Origin of the sequence: Candidatus Desulfosporosinus nitrosoreducens, from assembly GCF_030954495.1 — a bacterium.
Taxonomy (GTDB): domain Bacteria; phylum Bacillota; class Desulfitobacteriia; order Desulfitobacteriales; family Desulfitobacteriaceae; genus Desulfosporosinus; species Desulfosporosinus nitrosoreducens.
Window position 1 is genome coordinate 133,286 of record NZ_JAVHUW010000064.1, and the last position, 19,319, is coordinate 152,604.

General features: G+C 44.4%; 15 protein-coding genes. 5 read left to right on the plus strand and 10 right to left on the minus strand.

The window, feature by feature from the left end; translation table 11 throughout:
- Window positions 1-562: 562 nt before the first annotated feature.
- The 5 genes from REC12_RS16225 to REC12_RS16245 form a co-directional block, all read right to left on the minus strand.
- Complete coding sequence (locus REC12_RS16225) at window positions 563-1,357, minus strand: YibE/F family protein (protein ID WP_308896268.1); 795 nt, start codon at window positions 1,355-1,357, stop codon at window positions 563-565.
- The gene (locus REC12_RS16230; RefSeq protein WP_308896269.1) at window positions 1,354-2,508 is read right to left on the minus strand and encodes a YibE/F family protein; all 1,155 of its coding nucleotides are present in this window, start codon (window positions 2,506-2,508) and stop codon (window positions 1,354-1,356) included. The genes REC12_RS16225 and REC12_RS16230 overlap by 4 nt, the downstream gene beginning before the upstream one ends.
- Window positions 2,509-2,578: 70 nt before the next feature.
- Entirely contained in the window at window positions 2,579-4,498 is a 1,920-nt protein-coding gene (locus tag REC12_RS16235) for an LTA synthase family protein (RefSeq protein WP_308896271.1), read from the minus strand.
- Between the two features lie 77 nt (window positions 4,499-4,575).
- Window positions 4,576-6,315: a methyl-accepting chemotaxis protein gene (locus REC12_RS16240; protein ID WP_308896273.1), complete on the minus strand. Its 1,740-nt coding sequence runs from the start codon at window positions 6,313-6,315 to the stop codon at window positions 4,576-4,578.
- A 308-nt stretch (window positions 6,316-6,623) separates the two neighbouring features.
- On the minus strand, window positions 6,624-7,904 hold the full coding sequence (locus tag REC12_RS16245; protein WP_308896275.1) for a 4Fe-4S dicluster domain-containing protein: 1,281 nt from the start codon (window positions 7,902-7,904) through the stop codon (window positions 6,624-6,626).
- A gap of 188 nt (window positions 7,905-8,092) precedes the next feature.
- Between REC12_RS16245 and REC12_RS16250 the strand changes: the two genes are divergently transcribed.
- The 5 genes from REC12_RS16250 (at window position 8,093) to REC12_RS16270 (ending at window position 13,383) form a co-directional block, all read left to right on the plus strand.
- Window positions 8,093-8,938 carry a patatin-like phospholipase family protein gene (locus tag REC12_RS16250; protein WP_308896276.1) on the plus strand — a complete coding sequence of 282 codons (846 nt, stop codon included), beginning with the start codon at window positions 8,093-8,095 and terminating at the stop codon, window positions 8,936-8,938.
- Between the two features lie 298 nt (window positions 8,939-9,236).
- Window positions 9,237-10,730 carry a spore germination protein gene (locus REC12_RS16255; protein ID WP_308896278.1) on the plus strand — a complete coding sequence of 498 codons (1,494 nt, stop codon included), beginning with the start codon at window positions 9,237-9,239 and terminating at the stop codon, window positions 10,728-10,730.
- A 22-nt stretch (window positions 10,731-10,752) separates the two neighbouring features.
- Window positions 10,753-11,937 carry a Ger(x)C family spore germination protein gene (locus REC12_RS16260; protein ID WP_308896280.1) on the plus strand — a complete coding sequence of 395 codons (1,185 nt, stop codon included), beginning with the start codon at window positions 10,753-10,755 and terminating at the stop codon, window positions 11,935-11,937.
- Between the two features lie 88 nt (window positions 11,938-12,025).
- Window positions 12,026-13,099 (plus strand): GerAB/ArcD/ProY family transporter, encoded by a 1,074-nt coding sequence (locus REC12_RS16265; RefSeq protein WP_308896314.1) that lies wholly within the window; start codon window positions 12,026-12,028, stop codon window positions 13,097-13,099.
- Between the two features lie 47 nt (window positions 13,100-13,146).
- Window positions 13,147-13,383 carry a hypothetical protein gene (locus tag REC12_RS16270; RefSeq protein ID WP_308896282.1) on the plus strand — a complete coding sequence of 79 codons (237 nt, stop codon included), beginning with the start codon at window positions 13,147-13,149 and terminating at the stop codon, window positions 13,381-13,383.
- A gap of 221 nt (window positions 13,384-13,604) precedes the next feature.
- On the opposite strand, the gene REC12_RS16275 is transcribed toward REC12_RS16270, so the two are convergent.
- From REC12_RS16275 to REC12_RS16295, 5 genes are all read right to left on the minus strand, one after another.
- Window positions 13,605-14,789: a pyridoxal phosphate-dependent aminotransferase gene (locus tag REC12_RS16275; RefSeq protein WP_308896284.1), complete on the minus strand. Its 1,185-nt coding sequence runs from the start codon at window positions 14,787-14,789 to the stop codon at window positions 13,605-13,607.
- Between the two features lie 425 nt (window positions 14,790-15,214).
- Entirely contained in the window at window positions 15,215-15,463 is a 249-nt protein-coding gene (locus tag REC12_RS16280) for a hypothetical protein (RefSeq protein WP_308896286.1), read from the minus strand.
- A 41-nt stretch (window positions 15,464-15,504) separates the two neighbouring features.
- Window positions 15,505-16,641: a carboxynorspermidine decarboxylase gene (gene nspC / locus REC12_RS16285; protein WP_308896288.1), complete on the minus strand. Its 1,137-nt coding sequence runs from the start codon at window positions 16,639-16,641 to the stop codon at window positions 15,505-15,507.
- A 9-nt stretch (window positions 16,642-16,650) separates the two neighbouring features.
- Window positions 16,651-17,850 (minus strand): saccharopine dehydrogenase family protein, encoded by a 1,200-nt coding sequence (locus REC12_RS16290; RefSeq protein WP_308896290.1) that lies wholly within the window; start codon window positions 17,848-17,850, stop codon window positions 16,651-16,653.
- A gap of 170 nt (window positions 17,851-18,020) precedes the next feature.
- Entirely contained in the window at window positions 18,021-19,253 is a 1,233-nt protein-coding gene (locus tag REC12_RS16295) for an LL-diaminopimelate aminotransferase (RefSeq protein ID WP_308896291.1), read from the minus strand.
- Window positions 19,254-19,319: the final 66 nt, after the last annotated feature.

Consider the following 19,319-nt stretch of genomic DNA (forward strand, 5'->3'; position numbering starts at 1 on the left):
AATTTTAAGCAAAAGTTCTTTACCAATACCGCTGTCAAATTTGAGTTCAAAGCCTTTTCTTTGATCGTCATTTCGCTGGGAGCTATGACTGCTTTCATGTCAGCCACACTTCGCCCAGTCGCCCGTGATGCATTCCGTACACCCTCCCGTATGTATAAGTTTATTCCGACATACAGGGCATTGATTGTGAGCAATCAGCCAAGCTTCACAAGGTTCCGGACAACACTTTTTTTGAGCGCATTCAGCACAAATATCTCGCATTCAGACCACCTCTCGGTACGTATATTTGGTTCGTATCGAACTTGTGTTCTTATTATAGCCAGATCCTCTCCCAATATCAATGAGAAAATCTTCCTGGCCTTAAGTATAAGTGCTCATGCGGACAAAACGCCGCAGAATTTAAGAAGTTAAGAAGGACACCTAAGCGTAATCCGCTCTACAATCCTCTTAACTCTGGGCTCTATAGATTACATGTTCCTGTGAATCGAACATTAGATAGACTCCCGGGCATTGCGGGAGTTGCTTCAGCGTTTCTTGAATAATCATCGCCTGCTCCATGCTCTTAATATGAAGGACTTTTGCCGCTATCGTCACAAGGGCTGCCGGACTTATCCCTAAGCAAAATTCTTGAGGTTATGATTGCCGTGACAGGTATGATTAAGACAATACCTATTCCGCTGCACAGAACCTGCAGAATTTCCGCTCCGAACACCTTGTTGTTCAAGATATCTGTGAGCGAGTAATTGAATTTGCTGAACCAAATTACCAGGGTCATAAATCCGCCGATAAAAGCAAAAAGCAAGGTGTTGGTCATAGTACCCAAAATGTCTTTGCCAATATTAATTCCCGAGATCAATAGGCTTTGGGGGGTGGTAAACAGCTTATTGACATACAGCTCATTCATCGCCGAGGCGATGGAAATAGCAATATCAATCATTGCCCCCAATAACCCAATTAAAAATTCACAAACCACGATTTTTGTGAAATCAAGCTGAACGTCCAGAGATAAGTAAGAGATAGTTTCCGATTGTTCGCTGCTGAATCCTTGAATTTTAGCCGCCGCCGCTATTTTATAAACGAGCATCATCGTTAACAGAACGACTAAAGTTACTGACAGAAAGGAGGAGACTGTCTTTTTATTAACTCCATTAATGTAAAATAAAGTAATCGAGCCAATAATAATCGAACCCAATATGGTTATTTTGAGCGGATCAATATTCAGAGATATTAAAATGAGCATCATAAACAAGGTCAGAAAGTTCAGCCATAAGGAGAAAAAAGCTTTCAGGCCTCTCTTGCCGCCAATAACAGCCATCAGGATAAAGAGGATGCTCAACAATAAAAATTGCACACTCATGATCTCAGTCCAATCTTGTGATTTTTCAGAAGGACCATAGCGATATACATTGTAATCGGAATGCTGATCACAATCCCTATACTGCCGGTAAGAATTCTTATAACTTCCAGGGAGATATTGATATTGACAATCTCATATAACGGATAACCATTTTTAAGCCAAAGCAAAATCATCGGGATGCTGCCGCTGAAATAAGCAAAGACTAAGGTATTTGTCATGGTGCCCATAATATCTTTTCCGATTTCCCGGGCTGAGTTTAGTATAAGCTTCCTCTCAACATGGGGATTCCTATTGTACATTTCCTGTATCGAGGCTGACATGGTAATGGCGATATCCATGATCGCACCCAAAGTACCGATCAAAATCTCCGCGATAAAAATCGGCTCCGGAGGGGAGGTCAGAAATTCCATCTCTTCATAATGGATTCCGTTGCCATCGGTTGCTTTGAAGATGACAAGCGCTATCAGCATCGCCATAAGAGTAGCCAGGATTGTGCCCAGAATTGCGGAAAAGGTTTTTCTGTTTATGCCGCCGACAAGGAACAAAGACGTGAAAATAAATAAAAAACTGGCGACGGAGGAAACCAAAATAAGGTTCCCTCCCCGCAAATACAAAGCAAAGACGACGGAAATAATCAGTACATTAATAACCAGACTGCTTAAAGACCTCAAGCCTTTAGAGCCTGCTATGCTTAGAATTAAGACAACAAAAATAAACGTCACATAGGCAATATAATTGTCTCTTTTGAAACCTGTTATTTCGGCAGAAATGGCCCGCTTGTTTATATCCCCTTGAACCTGTACGAAAACTTCGTCATTAATCTTGAACTTCAAGTTCAAAGCTTGAGAATTAGCCGCTTTATTTTCAAGGGTTACTTCCTGACCTTTGTAACTGCCGTTCAAGATTACTGCTTGAATCCTTTGGTTGTCCGTTTGTTTGTCCAAGCTGTATTGGTCCGTCAGCGCTGTAACTTTAGCAATCGTTTTATGATAATAGCCTTCATTATGGGATATAAACAGCAAACCAATGAGCGCGACCAACAAAGATATTACAACCAGAACGACTGTTCTATTTAGTTTAAGGCAGTTGCCATCTTTTACAAATACCCCGGAGTTCTTAAATTTATCTTGAAGAAAAAATATTTTCAGCATCTTGGCACTATCCTCTTTAAAGCTTAAATCCTTAAGGCTTGTATAGGGTCGCAACTAAAGAACTTTGGTTTTATTTTTTCAGTAATTGGGGCAGACCGTTCACCTTTAGAATGAGGTCGGACATGGTAAGATGCCATAAAGCACGTTGATACCCGCTTCTGGCCTTTTCGATGTCAACTTGTTTCCCTGTCTGACGGTCATAGGCCGCACCGTGTTCAAAAATACCGTCTTTATTGGCAATATACAATAAATTATCCGTTGCGAAAGAACCGTCCGGCGCATAGACTCTGAAGGCGCTGAATCCCTCCTTGATATTCAAGAGATCGTGCCCAAAATAAAATAATTTGCCTTTATCCAAACCGAATAAATTAGCCAAAGTAGGGTATAAATCCATCTCCCCTCCGGAAATATGACGCACACCGGCATAGTTTCCGCCGGGCAGATGAATAAGCAGCGGCACTTTATGCAATTCAAGAGAAGTATCATCATTAATGGGCGTAGGTGAGTTGAGGAATTTCCGGATATCCTCATCTTTTAAATACTGTCCGAAATGGTCACCGTAAATTACCACAACGGAATTGTCCAGAATTCCCTGTTGCTGCAAATTGTCCATAAATTTGCCCAGGGACTCATCGGCATAATGCTGAGCTTGAAGATAATCGGCAAACATATCGCTAAACTCACCTTGAGGGATATTTAATCCTTTTTTGTTGTCAGGAATACCGTCCCAGGGATAATGAGCCGTCAAGGTTACAATAAAGGAGAAAAAGGGTTGTTTTTTTTGCTCAAGAATGGACAGAGTCTGCCTAAACATGGACTCATCCGAGAGACCCATGCCCATCTTCTCATCGATCTGAAAATCATTTTCATTGTAGAATTTATTAAATCCTTCCGAAGGGTACATGATATTTCTGTTCCAGAACTCCGGCTTATAGCCGTGGAAAGCATAGCTGCCCGTAAAGCCTGAATTTCTGAGGGCAGCGGGCAGGGAATAATAGGTATTTAACGGTTTCAATATGTAATACGAACCTTCAGCGGCCGGATAGAGGGAATTCAGGGACATAAACTCGGCATCCGACGTAGTGCCCTCGGCAATTTGTGTAAAATAGTTGTCAAAATACATACTGCTTTTAAGCAACTTGTTAAGGTTGGGCGTGACTTCCTGACCATTGATGGAGTTATTAATCAAGAAACCTTGCATGGCCTCTAATTGAATCACGATCAGATTTTTCCCTTGGGCAACACCTTTTAAATTAGTGCCTTCGAGACTCTGATGATGCTCCATCCAAGTCTTCAGCAGTCCCACTTTGCCGTCAAAATCGGCCTTGGCGTCCTTAACATTAAAAAATTGATAGAGATCCAGGATATGATAATTAATAATACCCATTTGCTCAAGAACTGTATTGGTCCAGTTCAAGCCTATATAGGCATCTTGATCAAAAGATTGGCTGACACTCCTCAAGCGTATGCCCAAAATCAAGCCACATATCAGGAATACCAAAACGGCTTGGGCGATCCTCCTGACAATCCCTATGGGGGAACTATACTTATTGGATTTTCTTAAAAAAAACAGATAAGCCAGCAGCAGAAGATCGATAAAGAAAACTATGTCTCCTTTATTAATAAGCGTCGCAATACTGCCTGACACTCCCTCAACTTGTCCGGCCTCGTAGAGCACGGGAATTGACAGAACAGTGTGGTAGATCCGATAGAATAATAAGTCCACCCATAACAAGGTGCTTATTAAACCTGCCACTACAAATAGTGCCGTCCTTCTGCTCCTCGGTGTCAATAAACAAGTCCAAATCGAAAAGGCCAGTAAAATTGCCAAGGAGCAGACTGACATGCTCAGAGATGAGGTGACTCCTATAAAGAAATTAAGGTAGAATATTTTGAGCAGCAACAAAAAATCTACGAGAAGTATCTCGTAATTGCGGCTGAATGCCTGAACTAATCCCGGCCTTAAGGCGATTTTCTTAAAACTCAGCAACCATCATTTCTCCATATTTCTATAAATTTTGCCATAGTCCTAATATAACACAGATTTTAGAAAATGAAATGTCAGCCTTAAACTTTGAATTTGCCGACTAATAACGCTAAACCATCGCCAAACCCTGCCAAAGCTTCCGCCGCTTCACTCACTGATGCCATCGTCGCCGCTTGTTCCTCTGAAGCAGTTGAGACTTCTTCCGTGCTAAGGGCCGCTTGTTCCGCAATACTTCCAATATTCCTCACCACTTGAACGGCTTGAACGGTTCCGCTGGCCATTTGCTGTGCAACGGAAGTAACTTGCTGAATTTGCTCAGCAACCGTGTTGACCTCTTCGCCAATAGTTTTAAAGGAATGTCCAGCCAAATTAACTGCCTCTACTCCGGCTTCGACATCGCCCTTACCCTTCTCCATTATTTCTACAGCCCGTTTGGTCTCCCTTTGAATATTGCCGATAAGCTCAGCTATCTGAGCTGTTGACAGCGAAGATTGCTCGGCCAGCTTCCTCACTTCTTCGGCAACAACCGCAAAGCCTTTCCCTTGTTCCCCCGCTCTCGCGGCCTCAATCGCCGCATTTAAAGCCAATAAATTGGTTTGCTCTGCCAGATTCCTGATCACATCGACAATTTGCCCAATCTGCCCGGACTGTTCTTCCAATTGAAACACAGCAGCGGCGGCTTGCTCGGATGCGTCACGCAGATGTTGAATTTTTTGCACAGCATTTTCCGCTTGAACAAGGCCGACTCCAGCGGCTCGTGCCGCTTTTTCACTGCTTTGGTTAACGATCTCCGCATTGGCGGCCACCTGCTGGGCACTTGAAGACATTTGTTCCATGACAGCACCGGCATCTTTCACCGCTGCGGCTTGATCCGTTGCCCCGGCGGCAAGCTGCGCTAAGGTACCGGAAACTTGTTCGCTTGCGGCGGTGGCTTCCTCTGCCGCCGCTGTCAGTGATTCGCTGGTAGTCGCCACATTCGCGGACTGGGTTAAAACTTCTCCGATGATATCTCTTAAGGAGTGGAGCATTTCACTGACGGCCTGGGATAAAAAGCCGATTTCATCTTTATTTTTGATCGCCGGCATCTCAATGTCCAGATCTCCTGCGGCCACACGCTGGGCAACCTGCGTCACTTTAGCAAGGGGCCGGCTGATATTCCTGGCCAGCACAAGCGCCAGAACTATCCCGCCAACCAGCGCAAGGATCACAATCACAATCAGCAGCTTCAAAACAGAACCGTCTGTTGCCTGAGCATCAGCCACCGCTTGGGCCCCGCCTTGGTCCATAAAAGACATCTGAGCTTCCATATCTGTAAGAAGCTGGTCAAAACTCACCTTGCTTTTATCTGTCAGGACCGAACTAGCCTCAGCGTCTTTCTGCTCCTCTATTAATTTCCACACCTGTTCAGCATCGGTCATATAAGCGGTGAAGGATTTCTGCAAAGCCTCATTTCTTGTTTTCCCTTCCGCTGTTGTCACATAACTTGTATAAGTGGCGAAATCCTTTGCCCATTTCGTCCGATAGGTCGTAAAGCTAAATTTGATACCCTGGTAAGCAGTGGCGTCTGTTCGTTCTATAAAGCCCAGCAAAAGAGTGCGCTGTATGTCTTCCGTATCTTCCAGCACTTGGGACAAAGCATTGGTTGCTTTCAGCCAATGGTTCCCCAGATCGTTTGCTTCCAGATCGATTTTATGGACGCCATAATATCCCACTCCCCCGACAAGAAAGGCCAGTAAAATAACAGCCAGGAAGCTTAAGCGCAATTTAATTCGTATGTTGAAATTTATGCCAGAATTTGAGGTTTTAAGTGTTTTATCCATCCTATGACACTCCATTTCCCTGTTAAGTCAATTCTCCTGCCAGTGCCAGCCTTTGACATTGCAAGCTGCCGGACAGGTAACTTATACCGTCTGATTTTCCGGATTTTCCGACTTTCCGGTCCGGCAATGTCATATTTCGACATACAAACTTAATAACCCTTTATTGTCTTCCTATTTGTAAATTTAAAGATACGATAATACGATAAATAAGAGCAGAAGACTGGCTTTAGCCGATCTCCTGCCCTTATGGCAACGCGATGATTTCCTTGGTTATTTTAGTGCCGCAGGCACAGTTTACTGTTTAAGAGTTACCCTTTATAATTTTTGATCAAGGCTAAAAGATAATTAGACTTCATTTGTTCACTGGCCATGATCTGTTTTATGGGGGGCATTTTTAGGATTGCTCCCAGTATTGCCGCCATGGCCCTATGGCTATACATAGCCCGGTTGTCAAAAATGAGATCTTGAAGCTTCCCTTTTTCAATACTTTGCCTGACAATGCGATGAACGGAATTGACAGGCGTTATCACTCGCCTATCTCTGTGTTTGAGTTTTATCGCTCCGCGGTTACAGGATTTAACACAAACACCACAGCCCAGACAAATCGTCTCATCAAGCTTGCTCTTTTTCAGCACAGTCCCATTCTCTTCTGTTTGTGTGCTGAGGGACAAAGCCCCGACCGGACAGGTCAAAACGCACCTTCCGCAGCCGTTACACGTGGCTTCCTCAATCTTCGGCAGGAAATTTGTGGTGTTGATCGTATTCAGAGTGCCAAACCTCTTAATAGCCAGCAAAGCCTCACAGCAGCAGCCACAGCAATTACAAATAAAAGGCAGCCCTTCCTGTTCGTTTTCTCCAATTTGCACAAGGTTATGGTCATAAGCTTTTTCGAGCAAACCCATACATTCCGCAACACTTACTTCCCTGGCATAACCGTATTTTATCAGACTCGCCGCAGTCCCTCCCAAGGTCATACAGATCTCCAGGGGGGCAGCACACGCTTTCCCCATATGACTCATCTTGTGCCGGCAATAACAGAGTCCAACGGCTATATGAGAGGCTTTCTTGATAATTTCACTGCTGCGTTCGTAATCAAGGATGTGCAGGTCATTAACAGTGTTCAAGGCCGGTTCATTGACAAAAATCCTGCCGAGTTTTGTCTCCCTGACAAAGAGCTCGCGCACAAAATCCTCTTCAACGTTTAAGTATTGATAAAAAAGTTCGGCAAGCAGCTTCTGATCGAGATCTCCTCTGAGACGCATCAGGGAAAACTCAAAAAAACCGGCCATAGGCGGCGGTAAAACAAAAGTCCTTTCTCCGTTCGGCTCCTCAATATCCAGCAATAAGGCTCGGGAGGCCAGTTCTGTCAGAGTCTTTTCAGTATCTTGGAGATTCAGGCGGAGAATTTCACCGGCAGTCTGCAGCGTAAAGGGTTTTATCGGCAGCCTGGCCAAAATCGCCGCTTCCTTTTCACTCATTAAAACCTTCAATATTTGAAAAAAATATTCCGTAGGAGGCGCCCCTTGAGGAAAGCGATTCAAGCGTTCGCTCAATTGCCGGTACCCGGATTTTAAAGTTCGATGTGCCATTTAAACTCCTTTCAAAGTGCTTTATTTGCTAAAATAATATAAAATGATTATAGTACAACTTGGTTCATTCTTCCAAGCTATTTTAAATTTCTCCTTACTTTGACCGGCCGAGGATCTTAGGCTAAAGCATTTTGAATTTAATTAGCTAAGCGGCGGAATAATCGTCAGTGAAAATGAGGTGGTTTCAGATGAAAAATGTCGGACTCGTATTAGAAGGCGGAGGGATGAGGGGGCTCTACACCTGTGGTGTTCTGGAATGGTTTATGCAAAACGATCTATATTTCAACTATATAATAGGAGTATCCGCCGGAGCATGTAATGCCGTATCCTATATTTCCAAACAACCGGGAAGAAACGAAAAAGTCATTATCAACTATGTCAAGAACTGGCGCTATATGAGTTTTAGAAGTCTCTTCCTCTACAAATCCTATTTCGGGATGGATTTCATCTTCGATGAAATTCCCAACAAACATGTCTTTTTTGATTTTGAGGCTTTTTACAATTCGCCTTGTAACTTTTTAGTGGGGACAACGGATTGCCAAACCGGAAAGCCTGTCTATTTGACTAAAGAAGAGATGGGTAAAAAATTTGAAGCCTTAAGAGCATCCGCTTCTCTGCCCATACTCTCTCCCATAGTTACTTATAAAGGTCATAAATTATTGGACGGCGGACTTTCCGACTCCATACCCATCAGGAAGTCCCTGCAGGACGGCAACACCAAAAACATCGTGGTTTTAACCAGAAACAAAGACTACCGAAAGAGTCCGGGAAAATTCAACGGACTTTTAAAGCTGACTTACCGGAACTACCCTAGGTTGGTGGAGACCATGTTGAACCGTTACAAGGTTTACAATGAAACCTTGGAGTTGATTGAGCAGCTCGAACAAGAAGGTAAAGCACTCGTCATCAGACCGTCAAAGAAATTAGACGTCGGGCGACTGGAAAAAGACCCCGTTAAACTCTATGAACTGCTTCACAATGGCTATAACGATACTAAAGACATCCATGAGCAAATCATAAAATTTGTTTCCTGAACTCTACTCACTATCTGAATTTAGTCCAAGCACCTGCCGCACTGCGGCAGGTGCTATTTTTATAGGATCAGGGCAAAAAGTATAATTTCGCTAATAGTTTCCTCCTACACAGAGGCAACTAACGACCTCCGTTCCCGCAGGCCCGGCATAAGCCGGGTTTTCTTTACCCCCGTCCAACAGCGCTCAAATTTCCCATTACTAAATTTATCATAAATATTCCATTTCTAGGGAGAATAACTTTAGCACAAAATTCCTACCGTTTACTATTTTAGAAAAATCAACCGCAAGGGGGTAGAACATGCCGCGCAGATCTCAGCCTCCTCCTCAAATGGGAGCTTCTCTTTCTCCTTCTCTCAAAGATAATCTTGCCTACCTGCACGAAATACTGGAGCATTGTGATGATTTTGTGTTCCGGCCTTTTACAACCGCGGCCGATTCCTCAGGTATGCTTGTTTATTCCTCACCGGCGGCGGAGTTGAATTTTATCAGTCAAACGATCCTGCCCGCTTTGTATCGCCTTGAAATCGGACCGCAAAAAGGCTTATTTCCCAAGGCCCTCCGCCTGGCCCTGCCTTTCCTGCCCGAGAATTCCCTTACTTTATGGTCGGAAATCCTAATTCCTTTGATGAGCGGCAGTACCCTGATTCTTATTGACGGGGCGGCTGAAGCCTTCCTGGCTATGACGGCCCGGATCGAACACCGCTCAATTGAACGCTCCGAAACGGAACCGGTAATCCGCGGGCCACAGGAAGCATTTACGGAACCTTTGGACCCTAACCTGTCCATTATTAGAGCTCGCCTGAAAAATCCAAACTTAAAAATTGAAATCTATAAATTAGGCGAAGAATCGAAAACGGACGTTGCCCTTGTCTATCTCAACGGCAAAATCCAACCCTCTCTCCTTGACGAGGTTAGCAGCCGTTTAACTAAGATTAAACTCCGCAGTGTTCAGGAAACCGGTTTTCTGACGGAATTCCTGTCGAAAAAAACCTATACACCTTTTCCTTTAATTCAATCGACTGAACGGCCGGATAAAGTTGTCGCCGCCGTTATGGAGGGGCGTGCCGCTGTTTTCGCCGAAGGCAGTCCTTTCGCTCTTTTAATGCCCACAACTTTTTGGACCTATTTCCAATCCCCTGACGATTATTTTCAGCACTTTATGGTGGGCAGCATTATCCGCTGGATTCGCTATCTTTCCTACATTTTAGCGGCAACCTTGCCGGCTTTGTACTTGGCTTTTACGGTTTTTCAGCCCGATATGCTTCCTTTACGCTTTCTTTTTTCCTTATCGGCATCCCGAGTCAACGTCCCTGTACCAACCGTGGCGGAAATCATCATTATGCTCGGGGCATTGGATATTTTTCGTGAAGCCGCCTTGCGTCTTCCCCGCACAATCGGACCGGCCATCGGTATCGTCGGCGCACTTGTTTTGGGCGAGGCCGCTGTATCTGCCGGGATTATCTCCCCCATTATGGTCATCGTGGTTGCCCTGACAGCCATTTCCACCTTTGCTGTTCCCACAGAGGACTTGCGCTCAACGGTACGCCTTTTTTCTTACCTGCTGGTAATACTCTCCTCAATTCTCGGTCTGTACGGGTTTTTACTGGGGGGGTGTACCATCCTGCTGCACGCCTCTTCCTTGGAAAGCTTAGGTGTCCCTTATTTTTCTCCGGTTTCTTCTTTACACTTAAAGGAATGGTCCGATGTTTTCTTACGGCCGCCCTGGGAAATTCTTAAAGGGAAACAACAAGTCATGAGACCCCAGGACAAGGATGGGAACAATCAGCAGTAAGTAAGGAAAGGGGGCATACCGGTTGTTTGCCAAGTTGAGCCGCAATACCTGTTTCCTCATTCTCATAAGCATACTTTTGCTCCTGCCTGGCTGCTGGAGCGGGCACGAATTAACCGACCGTTTAATTGTCCTGGGGATCAGTCTGGACAGTGTCAACGGAAAAATTCGCCTGACACTCCAGGGAATTCTGCCAGAATCTTTTATTTCATCCACATCGACGCCTTCTTCGCCGACAGGAGGGGATCAATCTACCTTTTCTCTCCTTTCGGCGGATGGAAATTCTGTTCAGGATGCAATCCAAAAAATCGATAAAATTACTCCCCGTTTTCTCTACTTCGGACACAATGCGGTTTTCTTTATTGGCGAAGACCTCGCCAAAAAGGGCCTCATGCCCTACCTGGATTTTTTTGCCCGCAACCAATGGGGGCAGGAATCCGCCTGGATTATTATTGCCAAGGGAGGAACCGGGCAAAAGTTATTGACAACAACCAACCTCTTAGTTCGCTATCCGGCGATGGGCTTGGAAGAATTGGTGCGCAAACATCAAACTCAAATTCCAACCTTATTCAAGTTTCTGCTTAATTATCACAGCGATAGCGGATCGCAGATTCTCGTCAATGCCATTGATCTCAAAAACACAGACGCTCCGGCGGGCTTTCAAATCGATCAGCTTCTCCTTGGAACGAGCGCCCTTTTTCAAAAGGATAAGCTTACGGGCTATCTTGACGATCTTGACGGGCAAACTTACGAATGGCTGAAAAACGGTTTTCAAAACTCTCGCTTTTCCTTTACTCAAGTACCGGACCCTGGTGCTCCTCTCCTGAGTGTCATGCTTTCCGGAGACCCGGCCGTATTTCAAGTCATGACATCTCCTAAACTGAATGTTCGCCTCCAAGTAACCTGTGACTTTAATGTTACTGAAACTTCAACGAGCCACCTCAGCAGTCCGGCAGATATCAGGGCTTTGGAAAACCGGCTTGACGACGTTTTAACCCAGCGTTTCGACCAGCTTATGACCCATCTGCAGGAAAACAAAGCCGACGTTTTTAACATTGCGGAAAAAGTTCACGCCTATCATCTCCGCTCCTGGCAGGAAGTCCAGGATCACTGGCCGGATGTCTATGCCGGGCTGCCCATTGAAATTGTCGTTAACAGTCATTTTCGCAATTCAAGTGCTATGGACAAATATCCAGGTTTAAAAGAATAGGCCTTGAAGGAAAAAAGAAAGAAGTCTTACATCATAGTCAGCAGATCCTTTAGCAAGCGGGAGGTGTTTTAAGCTGGAAGCGGGGAAAATCTCAGAGCGTCAACTTATCGGGCTAATTGTCATTGAAGTCTTGGCTACCGGCCTGGTTTACATTCCCTCATCCCTATTGTCCAACTCTGGGCGAGATGCTTACCTCACGCTTCTTGTGAGCACAGTTCTCAGTCTTCCCGCAGTATGGCTCATCGGAAACCTCTGTAAAAAACACCCGCAAGAAAGGGCTTTGACTATTTTCAGCCAAATATTAGGCAAGCCCTTGGGAAATCTCATCGCCTTGGGGTATGCGATATTTTTCAATGTTACGGTGCTTACGATTGTCGTTCCGGGCGGAGAAATGATTAAAAGCGCTTTCATGCCCGAAACACCGATGTTCGTTTTGGTCTTCCTTTTAACTTGCCTGGCAGGATATGCTGCCTACCTTGGCTTGGAACCTTTAGCCCGTTTTAATACGTTTGTCATTCCCCTGATGATCCTGACCTTTCTTGTAATCGGCGTGGCTAATGCCAAAAATTTTAACGTCGATCAGCTGTTTCCTCCTTTGGAGCATGGGATATCCCCTGTTTTGGCGGGTATGATAACACCGATCGGTTGGTTTGATCAGGTCATTCTAGCCTTGATCTTCGCTCCGGAAGTTCGGCACATTACTAAACGAACTCTTTTGTGGACCGTAATTCTTAATGCCTTTGCTTTGGAGTATCTGATTGTCGTCCTCATACTTATTATGGGGCCAACATTAGCCACTTTCTACGAATTTCCTACCTTGGAGCTCACGCGGATAGCCACGGTCAGCGGAAGTATTCGCGGGTATGATGCCCTCGTGATGACAGTCTGGGTGACAGCCGTTAGTGTGAAGGCTGCCGTATGGATTTACGCGGGGATTATTCTCCTGGGAGACATTTTTCAGCTTCAAAGCCGCCGCAGCTTAGTTCCGCCCTTAGTTATCCTCCTCAGCATATCCGCCTTCCCGGGTATGGATAACATCCGGGAAATGAGCTATTATGGCAAGTCCGTTTGGAGCCAGTATGCAGTTCCGACCTTTGAAGTGGGAATCCCGTTTCTTCTCTATGTTCTTTCTTTCCTGAAACAACACAGCCCTAAGTCTTAAAGCGTCATTATCCCGTACATTGACCCGAAAGGTGGACTCTTTAAACAATGGCGGTAATCTTGGTTTTATTAGGATTCGGCCTTATGGCCTTAATTCAAGTGCCACCTTTATGGCAAAAAAAAAGGTGGGGAGATTGCAAAGTTTATGGTGTCATCTACTTGTTAGCCTTGTTTACCGCTATTTCTTACGCTCTTAATTGGCCGATATTCAGCCCTGTGAAGCTTTTGACCCTTTTGATGAATACAATCTACCAATATCTTGGCTACCATGTGCCGCCTCAGTAATTAATCATGAACCTATACAAGTGTAAAGCACCTGCTCATTGATAGGCAGATGCTTTACTTTACTTACTTTATTTTGTTTAGCCCCGATTTTAATGGTTTTCCTTGACTCTATTTTCATCTCTTCCATTTATTCGGACCATAAACTAATTTTACACTTTTTGAATCCTGCTAATCTTGCCACCCTAATAATTTCATTCAGAGTCTAAATTAACTTATTTAGTCTATTTAATCTCTGCAATTAAGGCTTTAAAGCCTGGCAAAGCTTTCTCAATAGTTCTATAAGCAACACAGTAAGCAATTCTCACATAACCAGGGCAACCGAAGGCGGTTCCGGGAACAATAAGAATGTTTTTCTCTTTGGCCAGGTTGCAAAATTCCACATCACTCTCAATAGGAGTTTTAACAAACAGGTAAAACGCCCCTTCAGGTTTGATACATTCATAGCCGTAAGATACAAGGTTATTATACAAAAGTTCCCGATTCTTATTGTAAGTATCGACATCCACTTTAGCATCCAAGCATTTAGCAACGACACGTTGGAATAGAGACGGGGCATTGACATAACCTAAGATGCGATTGGCGATGTTCGCCGCAACTATGATATTTTCAAAATCCGCCGCCTGATTCGGAATGACAAGGTAGCCAATCCTTTCGCCGGGCAGAGAAAGGGACTTGCTGAAAGAATAGCCGATAATTGTATTGGCGTAATATTTGGACAGATAAGGTACATTGGCATTATCATAAGCCAATTCGCGATAGGGCTCATCAGAAACAAGATAAATATCCGTCCCAAATTCTTTTTGTTTCTCTCTTAATATGTCCGCGAGTTTAACAATCGTTTCTTCCGAGTAAATAACGCCTGTCGGATTATTGGGGGAATTGATAATCACAGCTTTAGTTTTCGGGGTGATTTTTTGTTTGAATTCTTCCAGGTTGGGCTGAAAATTAAGGGTATTGGGAGATATTATAACGAGCTCACCTTCGTAGTTTTTGACATAACTGCGGTATTCCCCAAAAAAGGGAGCAAAAGTAATCACTTCATCTCCCGGATTGAGCAAGGTTTTGAAGATAACATTTAAGCCACCTGCCGCTCCAACCGTCATAAGTATGTTTTGAGGCAAAAAAGTGGTGCCAAATTTATTGTTGAGCGATTGGGCTATGGCAGCTCTCACCTCTTCAAAGCCTGAGTTGTTCATGTAACCGTGAACACTTATGGAATTTTCGGTATTTAAGATCTCCAGAATTGCCTGCTTAACTTCCTCAGGTGGTTCGACACTTGGATTCCCAAGGCTAAAATCAAAAACATTTTCCGCGCCGTGGATTCCTGCCAAGCGTTTTCCTTCCTCAAACATTGCCCGAATGATCGAACTGTTTTGGACTTGCTCCTGCATTTTATTGGATATCATGGTCTTCACCTTTCTTCAGTAAGTTATCGTTGACCCAGTTCTTGTTTGGTTGTATGTAAACGGTGGACTTCCTTTTCATTTAGTTTAATGGTTTCTCAATTTATGTCAACTAGTAAACGTTAAAGATATTTCCAAAAGGATACATCAAAGCCAGGGACTCCATCCGAGATGGCCCTGGCTTTCTTTGTCCTGTCTGAAAGCAGAAACTTCGTTTGCCTACTTTTTCCGGCCTACGTTCAACTGGACAGCCGCCTTCGCCCAAATATCCCTTCCCGCCATCCTTGGCTCCAGGGACACTTGGACAGCCACGTCCGGTGCTTCTCAGCTCCGCTAATCCATGCGCAAGCAGTGTCTTCGGACTGCAGCCAAGTTTTCTTTACAGAACATATTGTTTAAAGTTTTCCTAAACTTTAATCCGACCAGTTTCAAATTCCTTGAGCCCATTTTTTTTGGGAAAAAATCAGGCGCTGAATATGATCGCTGTAAGAATTTCTTGACTTCGTCAAAATATCTGTCCATTCCTCGTTAGAAAACAAGGCTGTCATCAGAGATGGGTCTTCTGCAAGCAAACGATATTTACTCGGATAAGCTGCCTCGATCACGTCTAGAATTCCTTCCGGAAAATCTTGAACATACTTTTTCTTCGTTTTCCTGTAGTCTACTAAATCATACATAAAATACCTCACCAGCTGGCTGCCTGTTTACAACCAAATTCTCAGGATAGTCGGGTCTTAAAATCTTCATAACCAAACTTTCTGATAACCTTAATGCCTTGCTCTGCCTTAAAACAGGCAATGGACGGAAGATTGACACCATTAAACATATTGTTCTTGACCATAGTATAGTGGGCCATGTCACAAAATACAAGTCTTTCACCGATTTTTAATGGTTTTTTGAAAGAATAGTCGCCAATAACGTCCCCAGCAAGGCAAGTAGGACCACCAAGCCGATAGGTATAGGGATATTCCCCCGGTTTGCCCGCAGCAATAATATTAGGTCTGTAAGGCATTTCCAGTACGTCCGGCATATGACATGCCGCTGAGGTATCCAAAATGGCAATCTCCATGCCATTGTCCACAATGTCGAGAACACTGGCTACTAAATAGCCTGTATTTAAAGCTACGGCCTCACCCGGCTCCAAGTAGACCGCTACTCCATATTTATCTTGAAGAAACTGTATGGTCTGAACCAAGGTCTCAAGATCATAATCGGGCCTGGTAATATGATGCCCGCCGCCCAAATTAAGCCACTTCATGGTTTTTATATATTGCCCGAACTTCTGGTCAACAACCTTCACAGTGCGCTCAAGGGTATCCGAATTCTGCTCACACAGGGTATGAAAATGCAGACCTTCAATGCCCTCAAGCTCCTCGGGCCGGAAATTGGCCAGCGTCACACCAAGTCTGGAATACTGGTAGCAAGGATTATAAATAGGGGTCTCTATCTCGGAATATTCCGGGTTGATGCGGAGGCCGCAGCTTATTTTCTTGCTTTGTCCGTTTACTCTGTGCTTAAACTTCTGCCATTGAGTAAAGGAATTGAAAGTAATGTGATCGCAATGGGCGAGAATACCCTCAAAATCCTCTTCGACATAAGCCGGTGCATAAATATGAACTTCTTTTCCCATTTCCTCATGACCCAGCCGGGCCTCAAACAAAGAACTTGCCGTGACGCCTTTAAGATACTTGCCGATCAAAGGAAACAGGGAATACATTGAGAAGCCTTTTAAAGCAAGGAGAATACTGCATCCCGTGCGCTGTTGCACGGAATGCAGTATTTCAAGATTTCTGAGAAGCAAGCGTTCATCCACAATATAACAGGGGGAAGGCAGGGCACTGACGTCAATGTCCATTTATACACCTCAATCAAGGAGAGTTGGCAAGAAACTTTCCTGCCACGGCAAACCGCATTTATTTAAGGCTTCCATAAAAGGATCGGGATCAAATTCTTCCACGTTGAAGACACCGGGTTTTTTCCAGAGACCTTTGAGCATGAGCATGGCTCCAATCATAGCCGGAACCCCTGTGGTATAGGAAATAGCCTGAGAGCCAACCTCCGCGTAACATTCCTGATGATCGCAAACATTATAGACGTAATAAGTTCTGGGCTTTCCGTCCTTAATCCCTTGCATAATACAGCCGATATTCGTTTTTCCTTTCGTTCTCGGTCCCAGAGATGCCGGATCGGGAAGGATAGCTTTTAAAAACTGCAAAGGAATGATTTGCCGTCCCTCAAATTCGATAGGTTCAATTGAGGTCATGCCAACGTTTTCCAGGACATGTAAGTGGTTGAGATAATTATCCGAAAAGGTCATCCAAAATCTAATGCGCTTAATTCCTTTGATATGAATTGCCAGGGACTCCAGTTCTTCATGATACATCAGGTAAATACTTTTGGGACCGATTTCCGGGAGGTCATAGACTTTTTTCACGGAAAGAGGCGCTGTTTCCACCCAGGAACCGTTTTCAAAGTACCGGCCATTCGCCGTAATTTCCCGAATATTAATCTCAGGATTAAAATTCGTGGCGAAAGGATAACCATGATCACCGGCATTGGCATCTACAATATCAATGGAATGGATTTCATCAAAATAATGTTTCTGAGCATAGGCGCAAAAAACCCCCGTAACTCCAGGATCAAAACCGCTGCCCAGCAAGGCGGTCAACCCTGCCTGAGCAAATTTTTCCCGATAGGCCCATTGCCATTTGTATTCAAATTTTGCGACATCGGGGGGTTCATAATTTGCAGTATCCAAATAGTCGACACCCGTGGCCAAACAAGCGTCCATAATCGTCAAGTCCTGATAAGGGAGCGCAAGGTTCATAACAATATCCGGTTTAAAGCTCTTGATCAGGTTAATGACCTCTTCGGTATAATCGGCATCAAGCTGAGCCGTATGAATTTTAGTGCGACTTCCCGCCAATTTATTTTTGATCTCTTCACACTTTTCCAAAGTTCTGCTTGCAATACAAATTTCTTCGAAGACATCCGGATTTTGACAGCATTTATGAATTGCAACACTGGCAACTCCACCAGCCCCAATAATCAACGCTTTTCCCATTATCAGCAACCTCCTTAAAACACTTTTACAGCAATGCAAATTATACATAAACCACTAAAAATTATCAATAAAAATATAGAAAAATGCAGAAAAACAAGGAATGGATTTGACAAACCCATCCCTTGTTTTAATATAACCTTTTAAAAAGCCAGTTATTAAATTATTTTCCTTTACATTCTCGTTTTGATCCGTTCAATCGCCCGCAGAGTATTTTCCCGTGTGCCAAAAGCGGTTAAACGGAAATATCCTTCCCCATTGGCGCCAAAGCCGGCCCCCGGTGTACCTACCACATTGGCCTTGGTCATTAATTTATCGAAAAACTCCCAAGAACCCATATCATTGGGTGTTTTCAGCCAGATATAGGGCGCGTTGACTCCACCAAAAACCTTATAACCAGCCTCTTGTAAGCCTTCACGAATGATGCGGGCGTTCTCCATATAATAATTGATCGTTTCCCTGACTTGCTGCTGCCCTTCTTCCGAGAATACGGCAACTGCCGCAGCCTGTACCGGGTAAGATACTCCATTAAACTTCGTAGTTTGCCTTCTCAGCCAAAGCTGATTGAGACTATAAGCTTCGCCTTTAGAATCGTAGACTTTAACTTCCTTGGGTACGATCGTATAGGCGCAGCGCGTTCCGGTAAAACCTGCCGTCTTGGAGAAGCTGCGGAACTCCACAGCGACCTCACGGGCGCCTTCAATCTCAAAAATGCTGTGGGGAACACCCTCTTCTTGAATATAAGACTCGTAAGCCGCATCGAACAAAAGAATGGAGCGATTCTCCCGGGCGTAATCCACCCATTGTTTCAATTCCTCCCGCGAAAGGGTCATCCCGGTTGGGTTATTCGGAAAACAGAGATAAATCATATCGACGCGCGTCTTAGGCAAGGAGGGCTTCATGCCGTTTTCCTCAGTGCAAGGAAGATATATAATCTTGCCGTACTGTCCTTTCTCAGGATCGAACATCCCGGTTCGCCCCGCCATGACATTGCTGTCGACATAAACCGGATACACCGGATCAGTCACTGCCATAATGTTATCGGTTCCGAAAAGCTCCTGGAAATTTGCCGTATCACTTTTCGCTCCGTCACTGATAAAGACTTCATCGTCAGAAATCTCCACGCCACGCGGGGTAAAATCATGGGCGATAATTTTTTCGGTTAAGAACTTGTAGCCTTGTTCCGGGCCGTAGCCGCGAAACGTTTCCGCTTTACCCATCTCTTCAACACCTTGATGCATCGCCGCAATAACTGCCGGCGGCAAAGGGCGGGTTACATCGCCGATCCCCAGGCGAATAATATCCGCCTCAGGATTAGCGGTCTTAAATTGGTTCACTCTGCGGGCTATTTCAGAAAAAAGATAGCTTCCGGGTAACTTTAAATAGTTTTCGTTTACAAGTGCCATGTATCCAAACTCCTTCGTCAAATTCAGGTTATGTTGTTACAAATTATATTTATTCGCTGGAGATTT